We start from the raw sequence: 22,142 nt of genomic DNA, 5'->3' as shown, positions 1-22,142 counted from the left end.
TCGGGGCATTACGGTGAGTCATGGAGACCTCCGGTTTATCGACTTGTGAGTGTGATTACCCACATCGATACCGGAGGTCTCCTCTTTACGTCACCTGTTCACAACGTTCCGGGGCATTACACCTAGGGGGCGCTTCCTGGGGGGATGCACGTGTCGTCAGTCACAGCTGCGGCCCTAGCCTGTCGAGGGACCCTTCCCACCGCGGCTGACCTTGATCGACCGGATGCGTGAGCGTCCACGCCACGGATCCGGCGTCGCTGCCGACCGGTTGCCACCGTTGAAAGGACTCTGCTCCATGGAACGCATTCAGCAGCTCTACTCCGACTTGTCCCGGCTGGGCCGTGAGACCGAGATGATGGATACGGTGATCCACATGCTCGCTGACGACCTCATGGAGGCCACGGTCGCCGATGGCAATACTCGCCAGACCGTGCTTTCGCGTGTGGTCGACGGAGGTTTCGAACTGGCCGAGCTGATTGCTGACCGTCTCGGGCTGCCCTGGGCGGCCGCCTGGGAGTCGGAGCCCGAGGATGACATCCGCAGCCGATATCGGAGGGCCCATCTGGCTTTCTTCGCGGCGGCGGCCCATCTCACCTCCCTCCCGGAGGACACGGTCCTCGACTATCGAGGTCTGCAGCTCCGGCCAGGGGAAGTCGTCCCGCAGCGGGTCGCTGAGGTGATCCTCAGCCATGACGCGTTGGGCACGGCATGGAGCATCGAAGAGGCTGACCCCGATTCCGTGCTGGACGCGCTCGAAGCCCTGATCCGCAGGTTGGGCAGCACCAACACTGTCCCGGCGCTGGTGCTGGAGACCGAGGAGGGCGACCGGTGGGACATCGGCACGGGCGGGCAACACATCTCGGGCGACCGGGAGGAGTTCGTGCAGTGGATGGCATGGGGCGATGGGAGAGCCCTGAGCTCTTCCTCAGCGCTGCCCGAGCTGCCGAGGCTCGCTCGATGGACGTGATGGTGCAGCACCGTCTGCGGATCGGCTTTGAGGGAGGGCCACTGTGGCCGAACGTCTGACGCCGCAGGCGTCTGATGATGACGCGACGAACGTGAGGGAGCCGCTGTTCGAGAGGCCCGGCGTGCGGCCGCCGAGTCTGCGCGACTTCCGAAGGGACGTCAGCGTGGCCTCCTTCCTGAACGCGGTGGCTGGGCTGGTCTTCGGGATCACCGGCCCGGTGGCGGTGACGATGTCGGTCGGCCTGGCCGGCGGCCTCACCGGTGCCCAGCTGGCCTCCTGGGTCTTCGCGATCTTCCTGTCCGGCGGTGCGGCGACTCTGGTGATGTCCCTGATCTACCGTCGGCCTCTGGGATTCGCCTTCTCCATCCCCGGCACAGTGCTGCTGGGCCCCTCATTGCAGCACCTGTCGTTCCCAGAGGTGGTCGGTGCCTTCTTCACCGCCGGGATGGTCACGCTTGCTCTCGGAATGAGTGGACTGGTCCGACGAGTCATGGGCGCGGTGCCTCAGCCGGTGGTGATGGCGATGGTCGCCGCAGTGTTCCTCGACTTCGGGCTGGACATCATCCGGGAGGGGCGGTCTGATCCGTGGGTGGTGGTCCCCATGATCGTGGTCTTCGTGGGTCTGTCCATGGTGCCATCCCTGTCCCGGCTCTTCCCGCCCGTGCTCGGGGCGATGATCATCGGTCTGATCGTGGTGTGGGTGGTCGGGCGATTCGACGTCGCCGGGGACGGTCCGTTCGTGGTGCGGCCGGTGATCGCCAGCCCCGAATTCACCTGGGCGGCGCAGCTCGAGCTGGTGGTTCCGCTGGTGCTGACCGTTCTGGTCGTCCAGAACGGGCAGGGGGCCGCAGTGCTGCGCAGTGCCGGGCACGAGCCGCCGGTGAACTCATCGGCAGTGGCTTCAGGGGTCATGTCGCTGGTCAACGCCACGTTCGGAGGTGTCTCGGCGTGCCTGACCGGGCCGACCAATGCGCTGCTGACGGCGACCGGCGAACGTCAGCGGCAGTATTCGGCGGCGATCGTCTATGCCTTCCTCTGCTTCGGCGTCGCGCTGTTCGCTCCGCTGGTCACACAGTTCATGCTGGGAGCGCCGGAAGCCTTCATCCTGGCTCTGGGTGGCTTGGCCATGCTCGCCCCACTGCGGGCAGCATTCGTCACCAGCTTCTCCTCGGGCTTCACGTTTGGGGCGCTCACGACATTTCTGGTGACTGTGGCGGGGTTCGACCCCTTGAACATCCACGCCGCCTTCTGGGGCGTCGTCATCGGATACGCGGTCTCCCGGCTGCTCGAACCTCAGGACCATCGGTGAGCGGCCAGCCGGGGAGGGGCGAAAGTGACTCTCTGGCCAAGTACGCGACCAGGATGGCGGCCACATCCGCAGGCCATGCAGCTGGTTGGTCGGGCTATGCGTCCAGGCGACGCTCCTCGATGAGGGTGGCGCCCAGCAGGCGCTCCAGAGCCCTGCGTCCGAAGACGCTGGACTCCTCCACGGCGATGTCATCGTCGCTGGGAACCTCCTCCACCTCCGGTGCAGGAGCGCCGCCCTGCGGTCCGGGGACCGGGGCACTCGGCGCCTGGCCGGCCGGGCCGGCCTGATCCAGATCCGGCGGCGGTCCCTGGTCATACATCGGATCCGGCGGGGGAGTGTCATGGGCGACGCCCGCATTCGCACGGCGCTGAGCCATCCGCTGCTTGATCTCGGCCAGCCGGCTGTTGGCCGGGGCGGAGGGGCTGGCGGCGCTCTGGGAGGTCTCGCTCTGCCCGGAGGCAGCGCTGGAGGGACCACCCGACGACGCCGGCGGCGCGCCTACGGACTTCCGAGCGAACACCGGCACCTTGGGCTTCTCCTCCAGAGGCTTATAGGCCTCCGGGGCCGGCTCCTGGGTACTCGGGTGAGGTGCTGGGCTCGACTGCTGGGCTGGGCTCGACTGCGGCGTGCCGTTGCCCGAATACGGACCGGGACCCTGCGCGTAGGGATCCTCCCAGGAGCCCGGGTGCAGATCCTCCGGCGGCTCCTGGGCTGCCGGAGGAGCAGACGGTCCAGCCTGGGAGGCCTCGTAGAAGGGGTCCTTCTCCTCCGGGGCATCGTCGGAGTCGGTGACTCCGGCCGGGTCGCGGCTGGGCTCGCCGTTCCAGGCAGGATGCGGAGAGGGCGGCTGCGGAGGATCCTCAGGCTCAGGCTCCACCGGATCAGGAGCCTCCTCCTCGGTCACCCAGGCAGGAGCGCCGTCAGGTTCCGGGGCAGGGGCCGCCGGGGCAGACTCCGCGGGAGAGGCCGCTGGTGCTGAGGGCTCTGCCGCTGCGGCTGGGGCCGTGGCGGCAGGCGAGGCTGCGGATTCAGGCGATTCGGCGACAGAAGGCTCGGGGGCCGGGGCGGCAGGCTCAGGAGCTTCGGGTGCCGCTGCGGGGGCCGGATCCGGAGTGCGGGCTGGGCCCGCCTCAGCTTTTGGGGCCCCACCATCATCTGCCGGGGGAGCACCTCCAGTGACCAGGTCAAAGCTGACCTGCATTCCGAGAACCTGTTGGATGGCCGCGTTCAGGGCCTGGTCGCCGTTGCGGTTGGCGAAGGTGTTGCGGGCTCCGTCGTTGCTGAAAGCCAGGGTGAGGGTCTGGCCGTCGAAGCCGCCCACTGAGACGTTGCCCTTGACCAGCATCCACAGCATGCGGGAGTGACCCTTGAGCGTGTCCACGATGTCCGGCCACGCCCGCTGCATCATTTGGACCTTGGACCCTCCAGATGGCGGAGCTCCACCGGCAGGCTGGGGTGCCTTGGGCTGGGCAGCATCCTGCTGCGTGGGCTGGCGGTCCACACCGGGGGCGGCCCACTCATCTGCCGGGTTCGACGCCGGAGCGGCTCCGGGCTCACGCGGGACACCGGGCATGGCCCAATCGTCGGCCGGCTCCTGTGAGGGGGCGCCGGACTGCGGGGCAGAGGCGGCCGGGGCCGGGGCAGACTCCTGCGGCTGAGCCGGAGCCGCCGCGGGCGCTGGGGCAGAAGGCTGAGCCGGAGCTTCAGGCTCGCTCTGCCGGGGCGCGGGCTCCTGGGCGGGTGCCGGGCGTTCAGCAGCCGCAGGCTGCTCAGCGGCGGGCGCGGCAGCCGCAGCCGGCGTCGGGTGCTCGTCTGCTGGGGTGACGCCTGCGCCGGAGACGAAGTCCACGCGGCGCTCAAGGCGTTCCAGACGGGCGGCCAGGCTGGCGTGGCCCTGCTCGGCATGGGGCAGCAGAAGTCGCGCCATGAGCAGCTCCAGGTGCAGCCGCGGCGAGGTGGCGCCGACCATATCGGTCAGCGCCTGAGCGGTGATGTCGGCCGCGCGGGAGAGCTCGGCGGCGCCCACTGTGGAGGCCTGCTCCTGCATGCGCCGGATCTGGTCCTCTGGGACTCCGCGCAGGATGGCGCCGGGGGAGTCGGGCACGGACTTCACGATGATCAGGTCGCGCAGCCGCTCCAGCAGATCCTCCACGAACCGCCGCGGATCCTGCCCGGACTGGACCACGCGGTCCACCACGCCGAAGGCGGTTGAGCCGTCCAGCGCGGCCACTGAGTCCACGACGTCGTCCAGCAGAGTGGTGTGGGTGAAGCCCAGCAGTGCGGTGGCACGGTCGTAGTCGATGCCGGTGTCCTCGGAGCCGGCGATCAGCTGATCCAGCACCGAGAGGGTGTCGCGGACAGATCCGCCGCCGGCACGGATCACCAGGGAGAGCACGCCGGGGGCCACCGGGACGCTCTCCTGCTCGCAGAGCTTCTGCAGGTACTCCAGCAGCGGCTCCGGCGGGACCAGCCGGAAGGGGTAGTGGTGGGTGCGGGAGCGGATGGTGCCGATGACCTTGTCCGGCTCCGTGGTCGCGAAGATGAACTTGATGTGCGCCGGGGGCTCTTCGACGATCTTCAGCAGCGCGTTGAAGCCGGCCGCGGTGACCATATGAGCCTCATCGATGATGAAGATCTTGTAGCGGTCGCGGACCGGGGCGAAGGTGGCGCGTTCGCGCAGATCGCGGGCATCGTCCACACCGCCGTGGCTGGCGGCGTCGATCTCGATGACGTCCAGCGATCCCGACCCGCCGGTGGCCAGGTCCCGGCAGGACTCGCACTGGCCGCAGGGGTGCCCGGTGGGGCCCTGCTCGCAGTTCAGGCAGCGGGCCAGGATGCGGGCTGAGGTGGTCTTGCCGCAGCCGCGCGGACCGGAGAAGAGGTAGGCATGTGAGACCGCATCCTTGCCCAGCGCAGTGATCAGCGGGGCGGTGACATGCTCCTGCCCGATGACATCGGAGAAGGTGTCCGGGCGGTAGCGGCGATAGAGGGCGGTGCTCACGTCCTAGACCTTACCGCGTGGCACTGACACGATGCATTCGCCGTTCGACCATCTGTGGAGAGCCGGCCGAACTCGCCCGCCCCGGCCCTTCCCAGTGCCGCGGGGCGTCCATAGGCTGAGGCCATGACTAACCCGAATGAGCAGCAGTGGACCGCCGTGGACGCTTATCTGGAGAAGACCGTGGTCCAGCAGGATGAGGTCTTCGACCGCGTCCGGCGTCGCGCGGATGAAGCCGGCATGCCGCGGATCGAGGTCTCGGCCGCGCATGGAAAGATGCTGGCCCTGCTGGCTGAGATCTCCGGAGCCCGCCGGGCGCTGGAGGTCGGCACCCTGGCCGGCTTCTCCACCATCTGGATGGCCCGAGCCGTGGGGGAGCAGGGACAGGTCATCACCTGCGAGTACGAGCCCCGCCATGCCGAGGTGGCCCACGCCAACCTGGAGGATGCCGGCGTCGCCGAGCGCGTGCAGATCCGGCTGGGCGCGGCTGAGGACTCCCTGGAGCAGCTCATCACCGAGGGTCCGGAGCCCTTCGATCTGATCTTCCTCGACGCCGATAAGGCCGGCAACGCCCGCTATCTGGAGCTGGCTCTGCAGATGGCGCGGCCCGGTACGGTCATCGTGGGCGACAACGTGGTCCGGGACGGTCAGATCCTCGACGCCGACTCCCAGGATCCCGACATCCGAGGCATCTGGGCCTTCCTCGAAGCCCAGGGCGGGCACTCGGCTCTGGAAGCGACAGCGGTGCAGACCGTAGGCGCCAAGGGCTGGGACGGGTTCAGCCTCGCGGTGGTCCGGAGCGTCTGAGCGGCAGACCTCGCAGTGGATGAGCGAAGGGCCCCGGTGTTCTCACCGGGGCCCTTCCTTCTGCGGAGGATGGGGGATTCGAACCCCCGAGGGCGTTAACCCAACACGCGTTCCAAGCGTGCGCCATAGGCCGCTAGGCGAATCCTCCTCAGTTGTGCTCTGCTGGAAGAGCAGAGTCAATCGTAGCTGAATAATTCTCAGCCACCAAAGTGGATGCGGAGGGACGTGCGTCCGTCGCTTCCGACGAGGAATGACAGTATCACGCAGGCCGCTGCGGCTCGAATCGTCTCCGCGGACCTCAGAGGAGCGGGTGACTCTGGCCCTTTGGGATGTTGTGCGGCGTCGGTACCGTGGAGAGATGAGCACATCACAGATTCTCGTCCGCACAGCAGCCGGGGTCTTCGGGGCAGGTGCACTTCTGGTGACCGCTTGTGGCGAATCCGGCGCGGATACGTCCACACCGGAGGCGGCAGACACCGAGTCGCCTGAGCCTGAGGTCTCCCCGACCCATGACGAGACGGATTGGGCAGAGATGTATCAGGAGGCTGCTGAAGAAGCGCCTGAGGAGGACTGGCCGCAGGGTGAGGTGCAGGAGCCCGTCGAAGATCTCTCGTCGCCGCACTACCTCGAGTGGGGAGACTATGAGGAGGTCGAAGACGATGTCCTCCGGTTCTACGTCTTCATGGGCAACCCGAACTGCTATGGGCTGCAGTACGAAGTCGAGGAGACTGACGACGAGGTGGCTGTCGCGGTGATCAGCGGCATGCGTGACGGTGTGGATGTATGCACGGCTGACGGATTCTTCGGCGCTCTCGACGTCGAGCTCGATGAACCTGTGGGCGACCGCGACGTCGTCGATCTCAGCCAACGCCGCTGAAGTCCGACCTGGACTGCAAGACCCCCGCCTGGCCGGGGAGATCCTTGCCAGACGGGGGTCTGATGGCGGAGGCGGGGGGATTTGAACCCCCGATCCCCGGTTAAGAGGATCCTTCATTAGCAGTGAAGTCCGTTCGGCCGCTCCGGCACGCCTCCCAATGCGGCGCAGCGGCGAACCACTGCGACGCGACACTCTAGGCTACCGTCTTGCCCGCCCAAGTTTCAAAGCTGGATCCTCGTACCCGCCTTGGGCCGCATGAGTAAGCTGTCATGACGGCGTCGCCGAAGGCGCCGCAGCCAACTCGCAGAGAGGATCAGGATGCCGCATCCGGCTGGGGAGACTGTCATCGCCGTCGTCGGGGCAGGACCCCGCGGCACCTCCTTCCTGGACCGACTGCTGGCCCACCTCGAACGCTCACCCCGCAGCGGCGCTGACCAAGCCCTGCGGGTGATCGTCTTCGATCCCGCCCCGCATGGGCCCGGCCGCGTGTGGAATCCGGAGCAGTCCCCGCTGTATCTGATGAACACCCCGGCCTCCTATCCCACGGCCGCACCCCACGGGCCCACCTGCGAGCAGCTGCCCGCCTCCTCGGTCTCCTGCAGCTTCGCCCAGTGGCGCCGCAGCCAGGCTTCTGCTGAGCAGACCCACCAGAGCAGACCCGACGACGCCGACTACCCCAGTCGCGCGACCTACGGCGCCTACCTGCGCTGGCTCCACCAGCAGGTCACCGCCGGGCTGGAGGCCTGCGGCGTCGTGGTGGAGCACCGCAGCACTCAGGTGACCCGCTGTGTCCGCGAAGGCGGCGGACACCTGCTGAGCGCCCCTGAGGGGGAGCAGCGCGCCGATGCGGTGGTCCTCGCGCTGGGACATATCCCGGCCCGGCTCAACGATGCCGGACAGCGCTTCGCCCAGGCCGCCCAGGAGCTGGGGCTGCACTATCTGGCTCCGGCCGTGCCCACCGATGTGGACTATGACCTCCTTCCCCAGGAGGAGAACGTGCTGGTCCGTGGGATGGGCCTGAACTTCTTCGACCTGATGATCCAGGTGACCGTGGCGCGCGGCGGCACCTTCCGGGAGCTGTCGGAGGCCCAGCCCGGCCGGCGTCTGGAATATGTTCCCACCGGGCGGGAGCCTCGGCTGATCGCCGGATCCCGGCGGGGGACGCCCTATCGAGCTAAGTCCAGCGCGCCCGGGTTCATCCCGGAGGGGATCGAGCTGGTGCACTTCACCGACGAGGCCATCGATGAGGCCGAGCGCCGTCACGACTTCCTGGACTTCCGTGCTCACCTGTGGCCGCTGATCCTGCAGGACGTCCTGCACACCTACTACCGCCTGGAACCCTCGGATCCAGAGGGCCCGGGGGAGCAGGGCGCAGAGGCGCAGGCAGGTCAGGAGCGCGAGCATCCTGCGGAGCGTCTGCCGGAGGCGGAGAAGTTCGTCCGTTCGTTGGGCAGGCCCTTCGACGGCGCCTCCTTCACCTCTCATGACGACTACCAGCAGCACATGCTCAGCTATCTGGTGGAGGATGCGGTCACTTCCGCGGCCGGCGCGGCCAGCCCGGTGAAGATGGCCATCGCTGCACTGCATGCGGCCCGGATGAAGCTCAAGGAGCTGATCTCCGAGGGCCGGGTGGGCCAGTCCAGCCGGATCGACGACGTCGAGGCCTGGTTCGAATCCCTGGTGGAAGGTGTCGCCAGCGGGCCGCCGCCGCAGCGGGTCGAGGAGTTGGCGGCACTCGCCCGGGCCGGCGTCGTGGAGTTCCTGGGGCCGGATCCGGTGTTCGACGTGGACCGGGAGACCGGCCGCTTCACCGCGGAGTCCCCGTGGGTGGAGGCCGATGAGCCCTACCGCGCCGGGTACTTGCTGGAGGCGATGATGCCGGCCAACCGCGTGCAGCTCTCGGAGTCGCCGCTGGTGGCCGGGCTGCTGAAGGACGGGCTGGCACGGCCGCAGGAGCTCATCGACTCCTCGGGTGCGCCGCGGGCCGGCAAGGGCTTCGACGTGACTCCGTCCCCGCACCAGCTCATCGGTGCGGACGGGGAGGTCTGTGAGGGACTCTATGTGCTGGGGCTGCAGCTGAGCTCGGTGCAGTGGGGAACGGCCATCGCCGCGGAGGCCGGTGGAAGTCCGCGCGGCTCCGCGCGTTCACTGGCTGACGCCGACGCCGCAGCCCGCGCAATCCTCGGCCTCTCACCCCACACTCTTGTTTTACCAACCACTTCTCAGATTACCCCTGCGGATCCGCAGGGGTAATCTGAGAAGTGGTTGGTAAAACGAGGGTCTGCGGGCCGGGAGAACTCAGCTCAGCGGTGCTTCCACTCCGGGCTGCGCTTCTCGGAGAAGGCCGCCATGCCCTCGGACTGGTCCTCCGTGGAGAACAGCGCGTGGAAGAGGCGGCGTTCGAACTGCAGGCCTTGGTTCATCGGGGACTCGAAGGCGGCTGACACGGCCTCCTTGGCCATCTGTGAGGCCGGCTTGGACTTCGAGGCGATGGTCCCGGCAGCCTTCTCCGCCTCGGCCTGCAGCTGGTCGTCGGGCACCACCCGGGAGACTAGGCCGATCCGCTCAGCCTCATCGGCCCCGATATGCCGGCCGGTCAGCACCATGTCCATAGCTTTGGCCTTGCCCACCGAACGGGTCAGCCGCTGAGAGCCGCCCATTCCGGGGATGACGCCCAGGTTGATCTCCGGCTGGCCGAACGTGGCGCCTTCGCCGGCGATGATCAGATCGGCCATCATGGCCAGCTCGCAGCCGCCGCCCAGGGCGTAGCCGGAGACTGCGGCCACGATGGGGGTGCGCAGTCGGGCGAACTCGTCCCAGCGGCCGAACCACTCGCGGCTGTACATCTCGGCGAAGTCCTTCGAGGCCATCTCCTTGATGTCGGCGCCGGCGGCGAAGGCCTTCGCCGAGCCGGTCAGGAGGATGGCACCGACCTCCGGGTCGGCGTCGAACTCCACGGCGGCCCGGACCACCTCATCCATCAGCTCGGCGTTGAGCGCGTTGAGCGCCTCCGGCCGGTTCAGCTGGATCGTTCCGATGCGTTCGTTGGTGGAGACGATGATCGTCGTGAAGTCGCTCATATGCCTGATCCTCTCGGACTGGGGGATCTCTGGCAAGAGGTAGGATCTTCGGAATGACGCAGCAGGCATTCCTCAGTGCTGAGGGGCATCAGAAGACCCGTGAAGAGAAGAAGGTCCTTGCCGGAACACTGGTGGGCACCACCATCGAGTGGTACGACTTCTTCATCTATGCCCAAGCGGCAGGATTCGTCCTCGCTGTGCTGTATTTCGAGCCTCTCGGTGAGGAGAACCAGACCCTGGCCCAGCTGGTGGCCTGGGCCTCCATCGGCATCTCCTTCCTCTTCCGCCCGCTGGGCGCCATCCTGGCCGGCTGGCTGGGGGACCGCTACGGGCGGAAACTCGTCCTGGTCCTGACTCTGCTGGGCATGGGCGGGGCCACAGTGCTCATCGGCCTGCTGCCCACCTACGCGGCCTGGGGCATCGCCGCACCGATCCTGCTGGTGGTCCTGCGCATCCTGCAGGGCCTGTCCGCCGGCGGCGAATGGGGCGGCGCGGCTCTGCTGGCCGTGGAGCACGCCCCGCGCCATAAGCGCGGCCTCTTCGGCATGTACCCGCAGATCGGCGTGCCCATCGGCATGTTCATGGCGGCCACCTCCATGTTCGGCCTGCGCGCGGCACTGACCGAGGAGCAGTTCCTCGAATGGGGCTGGCGCGTGCCCTTCCTGTTCTCCTTCGTGCTGATCATCATCGCCTACCTGATCCGGCGCCGCGTGGAGGAGTCCCCGGTCTTCGAGGAGATGAAGCAGCGGAAGAAGGAGTCCTCGGCCCCGCTGAAGGAGCTGCTGACCACCCATAAGAAGAACGTCTTCCTCACCGCCCTGATCTTCTCGGCCAACAACGCCGCGGGCTACATGATCATCGTCTTCTTCGCCTCCTACGCCTCCAACGCAGTGGGATTCTCCAGCACGGAGACGCTGATCGCCTCCTTGGTGGGCGCAGTCGGCTGGTTCATCTTCACCTACTTCGGCGGTTGGATCAGCGACCGGATCGGCCGCGTGCTGACCTACCAGATCGGCTTCGGGATCCTGATCCTCTGGTGCATCCCCATGTGGTTCCTGATCGACACCGGCTCGCTGCTGCTCTTCGCAGTGGCGGTCTTCGTGCTGACCATCGGACTGGGCCCCTCCTATGGCCCGCAGTCGGCCCTCTATGCGGAGATGTTCCCGGCCAACGTCCGCTTCTCCGGGGTGTCCATCGGCTACGCCTTCGGCTCCATCATGGGCGGTGCCTTCGCCGCCACCATCGCTCAGGCCATCTACGACGCCACCGGCGAAGGCTGGATGATCGGTCTCTACCTCTCCGGACTGTCGCTGATCTCGCTGATCGCCGTCTCCCTGGTGCCCACATCGCTGCAGGGCATCGACCTGGAGGCTGACACTCCCTCAGCCGCTGACAGCACCCTCGGCACCGATGAGTACGTGCCGGTGAAGTGAGCCGCTGATCATGTCCGCAGGACGCTACGCACCGAGCCCCTCAGGCGATCTGCACCTGGGGAATCTGCGCACCGCCCTGCTCTCCTGGTTGGCCGCCCGCGCCGAGGACCGTCAGCTGCTGCTGCGCTATGAGGACCTCGACGCCGGCCGCACCGTCCAAGGCTCGGCCGAGCGCCAGCGGGTCGACCTGGAGTCTCTGAGCATCACCTTCGACGCCGAGGTCCTCTGGCAGTCCCAGCGCCATCAGATCTACGACGACGCCGTCGCCGGCCTCCGCCTCCAGGGCCTGGTCTACGAGTGCTTCTGCACCCGCCGGGAGATCCAGGAGGCCGCTCGGGCACCCCATGCTCCACCGGGCGCCTATCCGGGGACCTGTCGTGAGCTGAGCGAGCAGGAGCGCGGCCGGCGTCGGGAGCAGCGTCCGCCGGCGCTGCGCCTGCGCGTCCCGGATGAGGACCGGGATCAGAGTGTGGAGGACCGGCTGCTGGGCCGCGTGGACGGCGTCGTGGATGACCTGGTGCTGATCCGCAACGACGGCACCGCGGCCTACAACCTGGCCGTGGTGGTCGATGATCATCTGACCGGCGTGGACCAGGTGCTGCGCGGGGACGATCTGGCCTCCTCAGCGCCGCGGCAGGCCTATCTGCGGCAGCTGCTCTACGGGGTCCCGGCGCGCTCCGCGGTGGAGTACCTGCACGTGCCGCTGGTGCTGAACACTGAGGGCAAGCGGCTGGCCAAGCGCGACGGGGCGGTCACCCTGGCTCAGCTGCAGGAGCAGGGGATCGGTCCCGAGGCCGTCCGGGACCTGCTGCTGGACTCGCTGGGTCTGCCGCAGGGCCCGCTGGAGCAGGCGCTGGATGCCTTCGCGGTGGAGGATCTGCCGCGGGGTCCGTGGACCTTTCAGGAGACAGCGCTGCCGCCTCGGTGAGGATCCCGCAGATGGATTACACGTCGCGTAATGATGACTTGCCCTTTTCACAGTGCGCAGGCAGACTTACACACAGGTCAAGAGTGCCAGTGCGAAACCCCGGTTTGCTGGCCGGCAACCCTCCACTTCGCGGTGGGGTGCCCCGGGTGACGACCAGGTCCGGCGGATGACGCCGCCGGGCAAGCGCGAGTTTCACGGAGTGTATTTCGATGGCCTCATCGACAGAACCCACCTTGGACATCCAGTCGGCCCAGTTCGAGACCCGGCAGATCCACGCCGGCGTCACACCGGACCCCGTCACCGGCGCCCGGGCCCTGCCCATCCAGCAGACCACTTCCTTCGTCTTCCCCGACGCCGAGGCCGCCGCCCGGCGCTTCGGGCTGGAGGAGATCGCCCCCATCTACTCCCGCATCGGTAACCCCACGGTCCAGGCCGTGGAGGACAAGGTCGCTGCCCTGGAGGGCGGCGTCGGGGCTCTGGCCGTCGGTTCGGGGCAGGCGGCCACCTCGCTGGCGCTGCTGAACCTGGCTGAGGGCGGGGGGCACATCGTCGCCTCGCCGTCGCTCTACGGCGGCACGCAGAACCTCTTCAAGCACACGTTGCCCAAACTGGGCATCGAGGTCACCTTCGTGGAGGACCCCGACGACGTCGCCTCCTGGTTGGCGGCCGTGCAGCCCAACACCGCGGCCTTCTTCGCCGAGACGGTGGCCAACCCACGCACCGATGTGCTGGACGTGGAGAGCGTGGCCTCAGCCGCCCATGAGGTCGGCGTCCCGCTGGTGGTGGACAACACCCTGGCCACCCCGTATCTGAGCCGGCCCATCGAGTTCGGAGCCGATGTGGTGGTCCACTCGGCCACGAAGTTCCTGGGAGGCCACGGCACGGCCATCGCTGGGGTCATCGTCGACGCCGGCACCTTCGACTACTCCCAGCACCCAGACCGGTTCCCGGGCTTCAACACCCCGGATGAGAGCTACCACGGTCTGGTCTTCGGCAAGGACCTGGGTCCGGAGGGCATCTTCGGGGTCAACCTGTCCTTCATCCTGAAAGCACGGGTGCAGCTGCTGCGGGACCTGGGCCCCAGCCTGTCCCCGCACAACGCCTTCGAGATCAACCTGGGCCTGGAGACGCTGAGTCTGCGCGTGGAGCGCCACGTGCACAATGCCACCGCGGTGGCCCACTTCCTGCAGGACCACCCGGCGGTGCGGCAGGTCTTCTACTCCGGCCTGCCCGAAAGCCCCTGCTATGAGCACGCCCTGAAGTACCTGCCCGACGGTGTGGGCGCAGTGCTGTCCTTCGAAGTCCACGGTGAGGACTCCGCAGCCCAGGCCGCCAACGGTCAGGCTGTGGTGGACGCGCTGCAGCTGCACTCCCTGGTGGCCAATGTGGGCGATGTGCGCTCGCTGGCCATCCACCCGGCCTCCACCACCCACCGCCAGCTCACCCCGGAGGACCAGAAGGCCGCCGGTGTGAAGCCGGGTATGGTGCGCCTCTCGGTGGGGATCGAGCACCTCGACGACATCATCGCCGACCTCCAGCAGGCTCTGGACGCCGTGGCACAGAGCGCTCCGCAGCCGGTGTCCGCTGCGGCCGCCCCGGCGGCTCTGGCGACAGGAGCACCCACTCGATGACACTTCAGGCCCCCTGTGCCGCCGCCCCGGCGAACGACTTCGGGCACCGCCCCACCGGTGCCCTCCAGATCGTCGATGTGGGGGCCTACACCTTCGAGACCGGCGGGTTCCTGCCCCAGGTGGAGATCGCTTTCGAGACCTGGGGCACCCTCAACGAGGCCGGGGACAACGCCATCCTGGTGGCCCATGCGCTGACCGGGGACACCCATGTGGCCGCCACAGAGGCCGACCCCGGCAGCGGCTGGTGGGACAGCCTGCTCGGAGCGGGCCGCCCCATCGACCCGGAGCGCTGGTTCGTCATCGCACCGGCCATGGTGGGCGGCTGCTACGGCTCCACCGGTCCGGCCTCTCCGGATCCGGAGGGTGAGCCCTGGGGCTCCCGGTTCCCGTTCGTGACCATCCGGGACTCGGTGCATCTGGAGGCTCGGCTGGCCGATCAGCTGGGGATCTCCAAATTCCACACCGTCATCGGCGGCTCCATGGGTGGGGCGCGTGCGCTGGAATGGGCGGCCACCTACCCGGAGCGGGTGGGCGGCGTCGCCGTCTTCGCCTGCGGTGCTGCGGCCACGGCTGAGCAGATCGCCTTCGGCCAGGCGCAGATCAAAGCCATCGAGAATGACCCACATTTCGACGGCGGCGACTACTACGACGGCCAGCCGCCGGAGGCCGGCCTGGGGCTCGCCCGGCGGATCGCCCACATCACCTACCGCACGGAGACCGAGATGTCGGTGCGGTTCGGCCGGGAGGCTCAGGGTGAGGAGGATCCCTTCGGCTGGTCCGCGCGGCGCCGTGGGCGCTACCAGGTGGAGTCCTACCTGGATCATCAGGCGGCCAAGCTGTCTTCGCGGTTCGACCCCAACGCCTACATCGTGCTGACCGAGGCGCTGATGAGCCACGACGTCGGCCGCGGGCGCGGGGGAGCGGAGCAGGCGCTGCAGCGGGTCAGCGCAGTGCCCTTCCTGGCGGCGGTGGACAGCGACCGGCTCTACTTCCCGGAGCAGTCCCGCGAGATCGCCGAGCTTCTGCCCGGCGAGCATGAGGCGCATATGATCTCCTCGCCCATCGGGCATGACGGATTCCTGACCAGCCCGGATCAGCTGGCGGACCAGATGCGCAGCACTCTGGGGCTTTGAGGAGGCCGGCTGGCTGTGGTTGGCGGACTGGTGCCTCTGTCGGCGGCTCCTGCGGCCTGACCAGGGAACTTCTCTGTGACGCTGGAGAGATCCCTGTCACTTTGGCGTAACACGGTGCTGTAACACTGAAGCCTATGACCAGAATCCTCCAGCCCGGTGACCATGTCCCTGAAGGTGCCACCTACCTTCCCGCCACCGACGGCAACGTCCTGTGGGGACGCCTGCCCTGCGTCGCCGATGACCCGGTGCTGCGCATCTCACCGGGGGAGGAGGTCGTGATCGACACCCTCTCCCATGAGGGGATCCTGGAGGACCAGGGGCGGGATCCGCGCGCCTACTTCGCCCGGCACGGAGTGGAGGAGGAGCAGGTGCTCACCGACGCCGTCGCGCTGGCCGGAAGCGACTATCCGCGCCACCCGGCCCAGGACGGTCCGCATGTCAACACCGGCCCGATCTACGTGGAGGATGCCCGGCCCGGCGACTTCCTGAAGATCACCGTGCACAGGCTGGAGCGCCGTGTGCCCTACGGCGTGATCTCCAACCGGCACGGCAAGGGCGCCCTGCCCCAGGAGTTCCCGCGTGGGGGTCAGAACGTCTCCGTCTTCGCCGCAGTGGACGAGGCCCAGGGAGCGGCCAAGGGGACCATCGCTCCCTTCGCCGGCGCTGAGCGCACCGTCAGCTTCGACCTCGCTCCCTTCTTCGGCACGATGGGCGTGGCCGTGGACGGCGAGGACCGCCCGCATTCGGTGCCTCCGGGCAGCCACGGCGGCAACATCGACATCAAGATGCTCACCGAGGGCGCCTCCCTCTACATTCCGGTCCAGGTGCCCGGTGCGCTGGCCTTCGCCGGTGATCCGCACTTCGCCCAGGGCGACGGCGAGGTGGCGCTGACCGCCATGGAAGCCAGCCTGCGCGGTCACCTCAGCTTCGACGTGGTGGCCCGCGAGGAGGCGCTGAACAGCTTCGGCGACCAGCTGGGCCCCATCGCCGAGACCAGCGACCACCTGATCCCCACCGGTATGGATGAGGATCTGGACGTGGCGGTGCAGAACTGTGTGCGCAACGCGATCGCCCTGCTGCAGGCCCGCTGGGGACTGGACGCCGAGCACGCCTACGCGTATCTCTCGGCCGCCACAGACTTCAACATCTCCCAGGTGGTGGATATCGTCAAAGGTGTCCATGCGCGGGTGAAGCTCGAGGACTTCAAGGGGGTCCGGTGAACGCTCATCTCTCCGACGACCAGCAGGTGACCTTCGATCAGGACGGAGTCCCGCAGTACCGGCGGCCCGTCGCCCAGGGCGATGATCTGCCCCAGGTGGCCGAGGCCTTCTGGGCCTATGAGCAGGCGCTGATGTCCGATGACCTGGAGGCCATGGCCGGTCTCTTCGCCCCGGGGGAGCAGACGCTGCGCGGCGACGCCTCCGGGCTGATGGTCTCCCACGAGGAGATCACCGGATTCCGCGGCGCTCGCGGAGGTGCGCCCAAGCGGCGGATCGTGGAGCTGCATGTGCGTGCGCTGGGCTCCGATCACGCCTCCACCGTGGCGATCACCGAGCTGGTGGATGCCTCCGGCGCCTCCACAGGGCGCGGCCAGCAGACCCAGGTGTGGACCAGATCTGACAACCCCGACGCCGGCCACCAGGGCTGGCAGTGCTCCGTGGCCCATGTGATGGTGGCCCCGCCCGTCTTCGACCGCAGGGTCTGGCGCGTGCTGGGCGCACCGTTGGTGCCCGCTGCGGCGGAGGCGAAGGAGCAAGGCGCGCTGGCCGGTCACACGGTGGCGGTCAAGGATCTCTTCTCCGTGGCCGGACAGCGGGTGGGTGCCGGGTCCCCGGCCTATCTGGCTGAGGCCCAGGTGCAGGAGGCGACGGCGCCCGCCGTGGAGACGCTGCTGGAGGCCGGTGCTGAGATCACCGGTCTGGCGGCCACCGACGAGTTCGCCTACAGCCTGGCCGGCACCAACACCCACTACGGAACCCCGCCGAACCCGCGTGCGCCGCGGCGGATCAGCGGCGGGTCCAGCTCCGGCTCGGCCTCGGCCGTGGCTCTGGGGCATGCGAGCATCGGGCTCGGCACGGACACCGGCGGGTCCATCCGCGTGCCCTCGGCCTATCAGGGCCTGTGGGGCATCCGGACCACCCATGATCTGGTGAGCCGTGAGGGCCTGCTGCCGCTGGCCGACAGCTTCGACACCGTCGGATGGATGACCCGGACCCCGCAGGCTCTGGCCGATGCCGCCGAGGTGCTGATCCCCGAGACCGAGGTGGCGGCCGCCGCGGCCTCTGTGCCCTCGGCGATGGGCGGGATGGCCAGCACCAGTCCGCGGCTGATCGTGCCCAAGGGGCCGGTGGCCTGGCCGGCGTCGCGCGCTCTGGGCGAGCTCAAGGCGATCCCGCAGCTGACCGACCTGGCCGATCCGGAGGTGGCCCAGGCGGTGCGCAGCGCCGCCGCCGAGGCCACCCAGCTGGACGTGGCCCTGGACGAGGAGACGCTGGGGCAGTGGGTGACCGCCTTCAGCACAGTGCAGGGCCGGGAGGCCTGGACCAACCACGGCGAGTGGGTGGCCGAGCACTGGGAGCAGCTGGCTCCCGATGTGGCGGCCCGCTTCCGCCGCGCGGAGAGCTTCAGTGCCGATGACGAGGTGCGGGCCCGCGAGCTGATCGCTCAGGTGCGTGAGAAGGTGCGCGGCTGGGTCGGCGAGGGTGTGTTGGCGCTGCCCTCGGCGTCCTCTGCGGCTCCGCTGATCCGGGAGGCTTCCGCCGGCGGTGAGCTGATCGAGGCTCAGCGGCAGCGGACCCTGATGCTGACCTGCGTGGCCGGCCTGGCCGGACTGCCGGTGGTCAGCGTGCCGCTGCGCACGGAGGGCTCCGAGGGACGTCCGGGACTGCCGGTGGGCCTGAGCCTGGTGGGCCCCTCCGGCAGCGATAAGGCACTGATCCGCTATGCCGCCGAGCTGGTGGGCGCCGAGGTCGCGGGAGCTGGTCAGCGATGAAGCTCGAGGAGTTCAACAGCGCCGAAGCGGAGACCGCGGGAGAGCTGCTGCACACCTGCGCGCCCATCGCCTCCTGGCGGGCGGCGCTGCTGGCTCGACGGCCCTTCGGCTCCCAGCAGGAGCTGCTGGAGACGGCGGAGGAGCTGGCCGCCGGATGGGCCGATCAGGAGGTGGATGCGGCGCTGGCGCACCACCCGCGGATCGGGGAGAAGGTCCAGGGCAGCGGTGCTGAGGCGCAGGCCTCACGCAGCGAGCAGGGGAACCTGTCAGAGGACGAGAAGGCCCGTCAGGAGTGGGTGCAGGCCAATGTGGCCTATGAGGAGAAGTTCGACCGCATCTTCCTGATCCGCGCCAAGGGCCGCAGCTCCGAGGAGATGCTGGAGCAGCTGCACCAGCGGCTGGAGAACTCCCCGGAGACCGAGAACGAGGTCCGGCGCGGCCAGCTGGCCGAGATCGCCCTGCTGCGGCTGAAGGAGTCCGTGGAGAGCTGAGTAGGTAACGCGCACGAAACCTCAGGTTGTTCTGTTCCGCACAGTGGTGATGTACGTTGGGCCACGACGTGAACATAAGGGCGCGAGGTCGGCCCCGGTTCCTCGCGCTGAGGGCAGTGTGAGGTTTGATGATCTACGAAGGTACCCAGACGAACAATATTCTGTTCCCCACTGAGGTGGATGTCCCCTGGGATGACTTGGACTCTTCGGCATCAGGGCTGAAGTCTTCGGCACGTGCAGTTGCTGATTCGGCATCCGATGTGGGTGGTACCTGGACGGGACTGCAGACTGCGTATCAACAGCCGTCGACTCAGGACGTGGTGTGGTCGGCCATGGACGATGTCCCATCCACAGTTGAGGATTGGGCCGAGACCATGGAATCGGCAGGTTCGGCTCTGCAGGACTTCGTAGAGGAAGGACGTCCCCTTCAAGCGCGATGTGAAGAGCTGAAGGCACAAGCCAGGGCGCTGCAGGTCCGTCTGACTTTTTCCGAGATCGATCTCTCTTCACCCACTGTCGATGATGAGGAGACGGCAGCTGCTGAGGAGCTCCTGCGCGAAGATATCGCCCAGCACAACAGTGAGGTTCTGACTTTCAACTCTGACTGGCGGAGCTTGGAGTCTCGTATCGAGGGTGACCTGATCGCCCTCCAGTCCTCCAGCGGAGTGAACGAAGATATTCCAGAGGTCTATGCCACCGGCCCTGGCGGTGTAGCGACGCCTGTCGGCACATTCAGCTCTGAGTTCGACCTGGGTTCGGTGGTCGCGACAGCGACGAGTGGGGAACTGTCGCTGGAAGAGGTTCAGGAGATTGCCGAAGAGATCGAGGGCAATGATGACATGAGCTGGGCTGATTGGGCTGCTCAGAACCCAGAGCTGGCTGCGGAGCTGGCGGAGAACGAGCTGACCAGTGAGGACCAGCTTCCGGAGGGGGCCGAGGATCTCTATGGGCTGTCGCAGCAGGATCAGAACGATCCAGCGACCATAGACGCTATCGCTGAGACGTGGAATTCGTTGGAAGACGAGGAGCAGTGGGCATTGCTCATGATGTTCCCCGCGGTCTTCGGCAACATGAATGGTGTGAAACTAGAGGACCGGGGGAGGGCGAACGCAGTTCACCTGCAGGGACAGATCGTTCACCACGAGCGTGAGGTGGAAGAGCTCAACGAAGAGCATAGGGAGCTGAACAATCCTAGGCAGCAGTCAGAAGCGCGAGAGGTGCGGCAGCAACGGGAGTCAGTTCAGGAGGAACTCAATGCTCTCGAGACTGCAGCTGAAGAGATGCGTACGCAGGATTTCCAGGTGATCTATTTGGACACCGAGGATGCGGGTCAATTTGCCGGGTTGTATGGAAGTCTTGACGGTGAAACCGAGCATCTGCATACTAACGTCCCTGGAAGTGAGAGCGACCTGACTACTTTGGGTACTGGGTTGGGTCGGACAAAGAGTGCTGCAGGGATTGGCTCAGAGGGAGTGCCTGATGATACTGCGGCGATCTACTGGCAGGGCATGGACACTCCGCCGGGTGTTCTGGACAACGTAACAGCAAGCGACGATGAACTTCTGGATATGGTGGACGAAGGGGCAGAGTCGTTGGCCGCCTTTGATTACGCCGTCAACATGGAGATTGACCAAGAGAACGTGCGGACGAGCTACGATGCCCACAGCTTTGCCGCGTCTGTTATTGGAACAGCGGCTGAGGAAGAAGCGCTGACGAACAGCGACACTGGTGAAAACTATGGTGTTCAAGCAGATGCCATAACGATCATGGGGCCCGTTGGCTTTGGCCAGAATATTGAATCACGGGACGATCTGGCGAATGAAGACGTTGAGATCTACTGGGTAGAAACACGGTCAGATGTGGTTGATCCTAGGAGAGATGAGGGGCTCATCGACATGCCTTATATGAGTCATCTTCCAGAAGGGGTCACGTTCCATGACCTCATGGGCGATCTCGATGTCGTTCGCCTTGAGTCTGGAGTTGATGAGAATGGTGAGCTGTTGGAGAACAGCGGAGGCTATATCAATAAGAAGGGTGGCGGCCACGGCTCTTACTTTACCTCTGATTCTGAGTCTTTAGAGGCTATCCAGAGAGCGTCTGCTGGAGAAGGCGAAGTAGCGCCGTATGTAGATGATGAGATTTTTGAAGAGCATGTAGAGATTAGAGCAGTTCAGCCGGAAGAGGGAGCTGACTATTACGTCAGGGAGTATGACGTGATTGGATCAGACTTGCCTCCAGTCAGTACGAAGATTGAGGCTATCGAGATTATGCTCGCGGAAGAGATCGTGGATCCCGTTGATGTCAGTGAATACGCTAGAGGGTAGGTGCTTTAGGGGTAATCTATAAGGAGGGGGGCGAGATGAATTTGTGTCGACGGGAGGTGTGGTAGCGAATGACTGGAGCGACCCATCGCGCCAAGGGGGCAATCGCCTCGATTCCTAAATGGGTGCTAGGTTTCGTCGGCGCGTCTGTGATTGTTGTTGGGTTCCTTGTTTACCTATCGTCGTCGCGCATGGGTGAAGATGAGTTCGCTCAAGTAGCTTCTGGGCTCGAAGCGGAGTTTCCCGAGATGCTTCAAGTTGACGAGGCGGCTGAATTCAGGGCTTATGAGGACCTACATGAGTATGAATGTCCGACAGGACTTTCCGGGCATGGGGATCCTGAAGAAACTTCCTTGCGCGCGGAGGTGGTTGCTGAGCTGGAGGATGAGGGTATGGCTGAGGAGCTTCTTGGCGAAATCGAAAGTTCGTGGACCACCGATTATGGATGGTCCATGATTGAGCAGCGAGATCTCCGTGACTCAGGACGGTCTGAAGTGTTGTCGACGACTGAATATAGTCGGGAGTGGGATGAGGGCTATGTCACACAGGCTTTCGTGGAGCACAATTACTTTGAAGATGTAGATGCTCACGCGGTGCACATCCGGGTCAGCGGTGACTGCGTGCGTCACACGGATAGCTCCCGAAGTACTGGTGATTACTCGCTGGGTCTCCCTCCGTTCATCGACTATAGCTGGGCGGGTAATTCTGGCTGAGAGCTGAGTGGCGCTCTGAGGGCTCGGTCTGTCCGTGAAGCGGCCGGAGCGGGTAGAAAGGGTGACGTATGAGCAGCTCGGACAGTCGCGTTCACTCCGCGCTGGCGCGTGTCCCGGTGCTGTATTGGTGCCTCGCGGCGTTGGTGGGAACTTGGGTCTTGGTGTACTTAGACTTCTCGCGGCCATCGATCAGCGCCGAGGATTTCGACGCAGGAGCGTCTGATCTGGAGGAATCATTTCCTGCGATGGTGGAGGTGAGCGATCAGGCTGATTTCGGAGCCAGCGGTGACCCTCACACTACGTCCTGCCCGACAGGGATATCTGGGCAATCTGACCTAGATGTACTTCCCCGTGAGGTTGTGAACGCGGGCTGAGGGAACCAGACCTCCGATAGCGGTGTGGGGTCGGTGGTGATTGTATTCGTGGAGGAAGGCCTCGTAGGAGGCTTCACGGGCTGACTCG

16 protein-coding genes, 2 tRNA genes, 1 pseudogene and 1 riboswitch are annotated in these 22,142 nt (G+C 66.5%); of the genes and pseudogenes, 14 read left to right on the top strand and 5 right to left on the bottom strand.

Going from position 1 to position 22,142, the window contains the following annotated elements:
* Positions 1–295 precede the first annotated feature (295 nt).
* Together IEW85_RS13815 and IEW85_RS13810 are read left to right on the top strand one after the other, a co-directional pair.
* Positions 296–967, top strand: a complete 672-nt coding sequence (locus tag IEW85_RS13815) for a DinB family protein (RefSeq protein ID WP_188686942.1) — start codon at positions 296–298, stop codon at positions 965–967.
* A gap of 163 nt (positions 968–1,130) precedes the next feature.
* Positions 1,131–2,276, top strand: a complete 1,146-nt coding sequence (locus IEW85_RS13810) for a benzoate/H(+) symporter BenE family transporter (RefSeq protein ID WP_229659054.1) — start codon at positions 1,131–1,133, stop codon at positions 2,274–2,276.
* A 94-nt stretch (positions 2,277–2,370) separates the two neighbouring features.
* On the opposite strand, the gene IEW85_RS13805 is transcribed toward IEW85_RS13810, so the two are convergent.
* Positions 2,371–5,277, bottom strand: a complete 2,907-nt coding sequence (locus IEW85_RS13805) for a DNA polymerase III subunit gamma and tau (protein ID WP_188686934.1) — start codon at positions 5,275–5,277, stop codon at positions 2,371–2,373.
* Positions 5,278–5,400: 123 nt separating this feature from the next.
* On the opposite strand from IEW85_RS13805, the gene IEW85_RS13800 reads away from it, so the two are divergent.
* The gene (locus IEW85_RS13800; RefSeq protein WP_188686931.1) at positions 5,401–6,081 is read left to right on the top strand and encodes an O-methyltransferase; all 681 of its coding nucleotides are present in this window, start codon (positions 5,401–5,403) and stop codon (positions 6,079–6,081) included.
* Positions 6,082–6,144: 63 nt separating this feature from the next.
* Here IEW85_RS13800 and IEW85_RS13795 read toward each other — a convergent pair.
* Positions 6,145–6,229, bottom strand: a tRNA-Ser gene (locus IEW85_RS13795).
* Positions 6,230–6,439: 210 nt separating this feature from the next.
* Between IEW85_RS13795 and IEW85_RS13790 the strand changes: the two genes are divergently transcribed.
* Entirely contained in the window at positions 6,440–6,958 is a 519-nt protein-coding gene (locus IEW85_RS13790) for a hypothetical protein (RefSeq protein ID WP_188686928.1), read from the top strand.
* A gap of 63 nt (positions 6,959–7,021) precedes the next feature.
* On the opposite strand, the gene IEW85_RS13785 is transcribed toward IEW85_RS13790, so the two are convergent.
* A tRNA-Ser gene (locus IEW85_RS13785) sits at positions 7,022–7,113 on the bottom strand.
* A 163-nt stretch (positions 7,114–7,276) separates the two neighbouring features.
* Between IEW85_RS13785 and IEW85_RS13780 the strand changes: the two genes are divergently transcribed.
* Positions 7,277–9,211 carry an FAD/NAD(P)-binding protein gene (locus IEW85_RS13780; RefSeq protein ID WP_188686925.1) on the top strand — a complete coding sequence of 645 codons (1,935 nt, stop codon included), beginning with the start codon at positions 7,277–7,279 and terminating at the stop codon, positions 9,209–9,211.
* 50 nt (positions 9,212–9,261) lie between these two features.
* Here IEW85_RS13780 and IEW85_RS13775 read toward each other — a convergent pair whose 3' ends face one another.
* On the bottom strand, positions 9,262–10,038 hold the full coding sequence (locus IEW85_RS13775; RefSeq protein ID WP_188686922.1) for an enoyl-CoA hydratase: 777 nt from the start codon (positions 10,036–10,038) through the stop codon (positions 9,262–9,264).
* A 53-nt stretch (positions 10,039–10,091) separates the two neighbouring features.
* Here IEW85_RS13775 and IEW85_RS13770 point away from each other — a divergent pair, with 53 nt between their 5' ends.
* From IEW85_RS13770 to IEW85_RS13730, 9 genes are all read left to right on the top strand, one after another.
* On the top strand, positions 10,092–11,471 hold the full coding sequence (locus IEW85_RS13770) for an MFS transporter (protein ID WP_188686919.1): 1,380 nt from the start codon (positions 10,092–10,094) through the stop codon (positions 11,469–11,471).
* 10 nt (positions 11,472–11,481) lie between these two features.
* Entirely contained in the window at positions 11,482–12,399 is a 918-nt protein-coding gene (gene gluQRS / locus IEW85_RS13765; protein WP_188686917.1) for a tRNA glutamyl-Q(34) synthetase GluQRS, read from the top strand.
* Positions 12,400–12,474: 75 nt separating this feature from the next.
* A riboswitch (SAM riboswitch) is annotated at positions 12,475–12,591 on the top strand.
* Positions 12,592–12,608: 17 nt separating this feature from the next.
* Complete coding sequence (locus tag IEW85_RS13760; RefSeq protein WP_188686914.1) at positions 12,609–14,030, top strand: O-acetylhomoserine aminocarboxypropyltransferase/cysteine synthase family protein; 1,422 nt, start codon at positions 12,609–12,611, stop codon at positions 14,028–14,030.
* Positions 14,027–15,163 (top strand): homoserine O-acetyltransferase MetX, encoded by a 1,137-nt coding sequence (gene metX, locus IEW85_RS13755; RefSeq protein ID WP_188686912.1) that lies wholly within the window; start codon positions 14,027–14,029, stop codon positions 15,161–15,163. The genes IEW85_RS13760 and metX overlap by 4 nt, the downstream gene beginning before the upstream one ends.
* A gap of 134 nt (positions 15,164–15,297) precedes the next feature.
* Positions 15,298–16,383 (top strand): acetamidase/formamidase family protein, encoded by a 1,086-nt coding sequence (locus IEW85_RS13750; RefSeq protein WP_188686909.1) that lies wholly within the window; start codon positions 15,298–15,300, stop codon positions 16,381–16,383.
* Positions 16,380–18,155, top strand: coding sequence for an AtzH-like domain-containing protein (locus IEW85_RS13745; RefSeq protein WP_229659053.1), 1,776 nt, complete (start codon positions 16,380–16,382; stop codon positions 18,153–18,155). Before IEW85_RS13750 ends, IEW85_RS13745 begins: the two co-directional genes overlap by 4 nt.
* On the top strand, positions 18,152–18,646 hold the full coding sequence (gene uraD, locus IEW85_RS13740) for a 2-oxo-4-hydroxy-4-carboxy-5-ureidoimidazoline decarboxylase (RefSeq protein ID WP_188686906.1): 495 nt from the start codon (positions 18,152–18,154) through the stop codon (positions 18,644–18,646). The genes IEW85_RS13745 and uraD overlap by 4 nt, the downstream gene beginning before the upstream one ends.
* Positions 18,647–18,774: 128 nt before the next feature.
* A complete protein-coding gene (locus tag IEW85_RS13735; protein ID WP_188686904.1) occupies positions 18,775–20,970 on the top strand; it encodes an alpha/beta hydrolase in 2,196 nt (731 codons plus the stop codon).
* Positions 20,971–21,038: 68 nt separating this feature from the next.
* The gene (locus IEW85_RS13730; RefSeq protein WP_188686900.1) at positions 21,039–21,680 is read left to right on the top strand and encodes a hypothetical protein; all 642 of its coding nucleotides are present in this window, start codon (positions 21,039–21,041) and stop codon (positions 21,678–21,680) included.
* 335 nt (positions 21,681–22,015) lie between these two features.
* On the opposite strand, the pseudogene IEW85_RS13725 reads toward IEW85_RS13730, so the two are convergent.
* Positions 22,016–22,142, bottom strand: a pseudogene (locus tag IEW85_RS13725) (integrase core domain-containing protein); the annotation flags it as partial.

Source organism: Nesterenkonia cremea (assembly GCF_014642675.1).
Taxonomy (GTDB): domain Bacteria; phylum Actinomycetota; class Actinomycetes; order Actinomycetales; family Micrococcaceae; genus Nesterenkonia; species Nesterenkonia cremea.
This window is presented reverse-complemented; position numbering and strand designations above follow the sequence as displayed.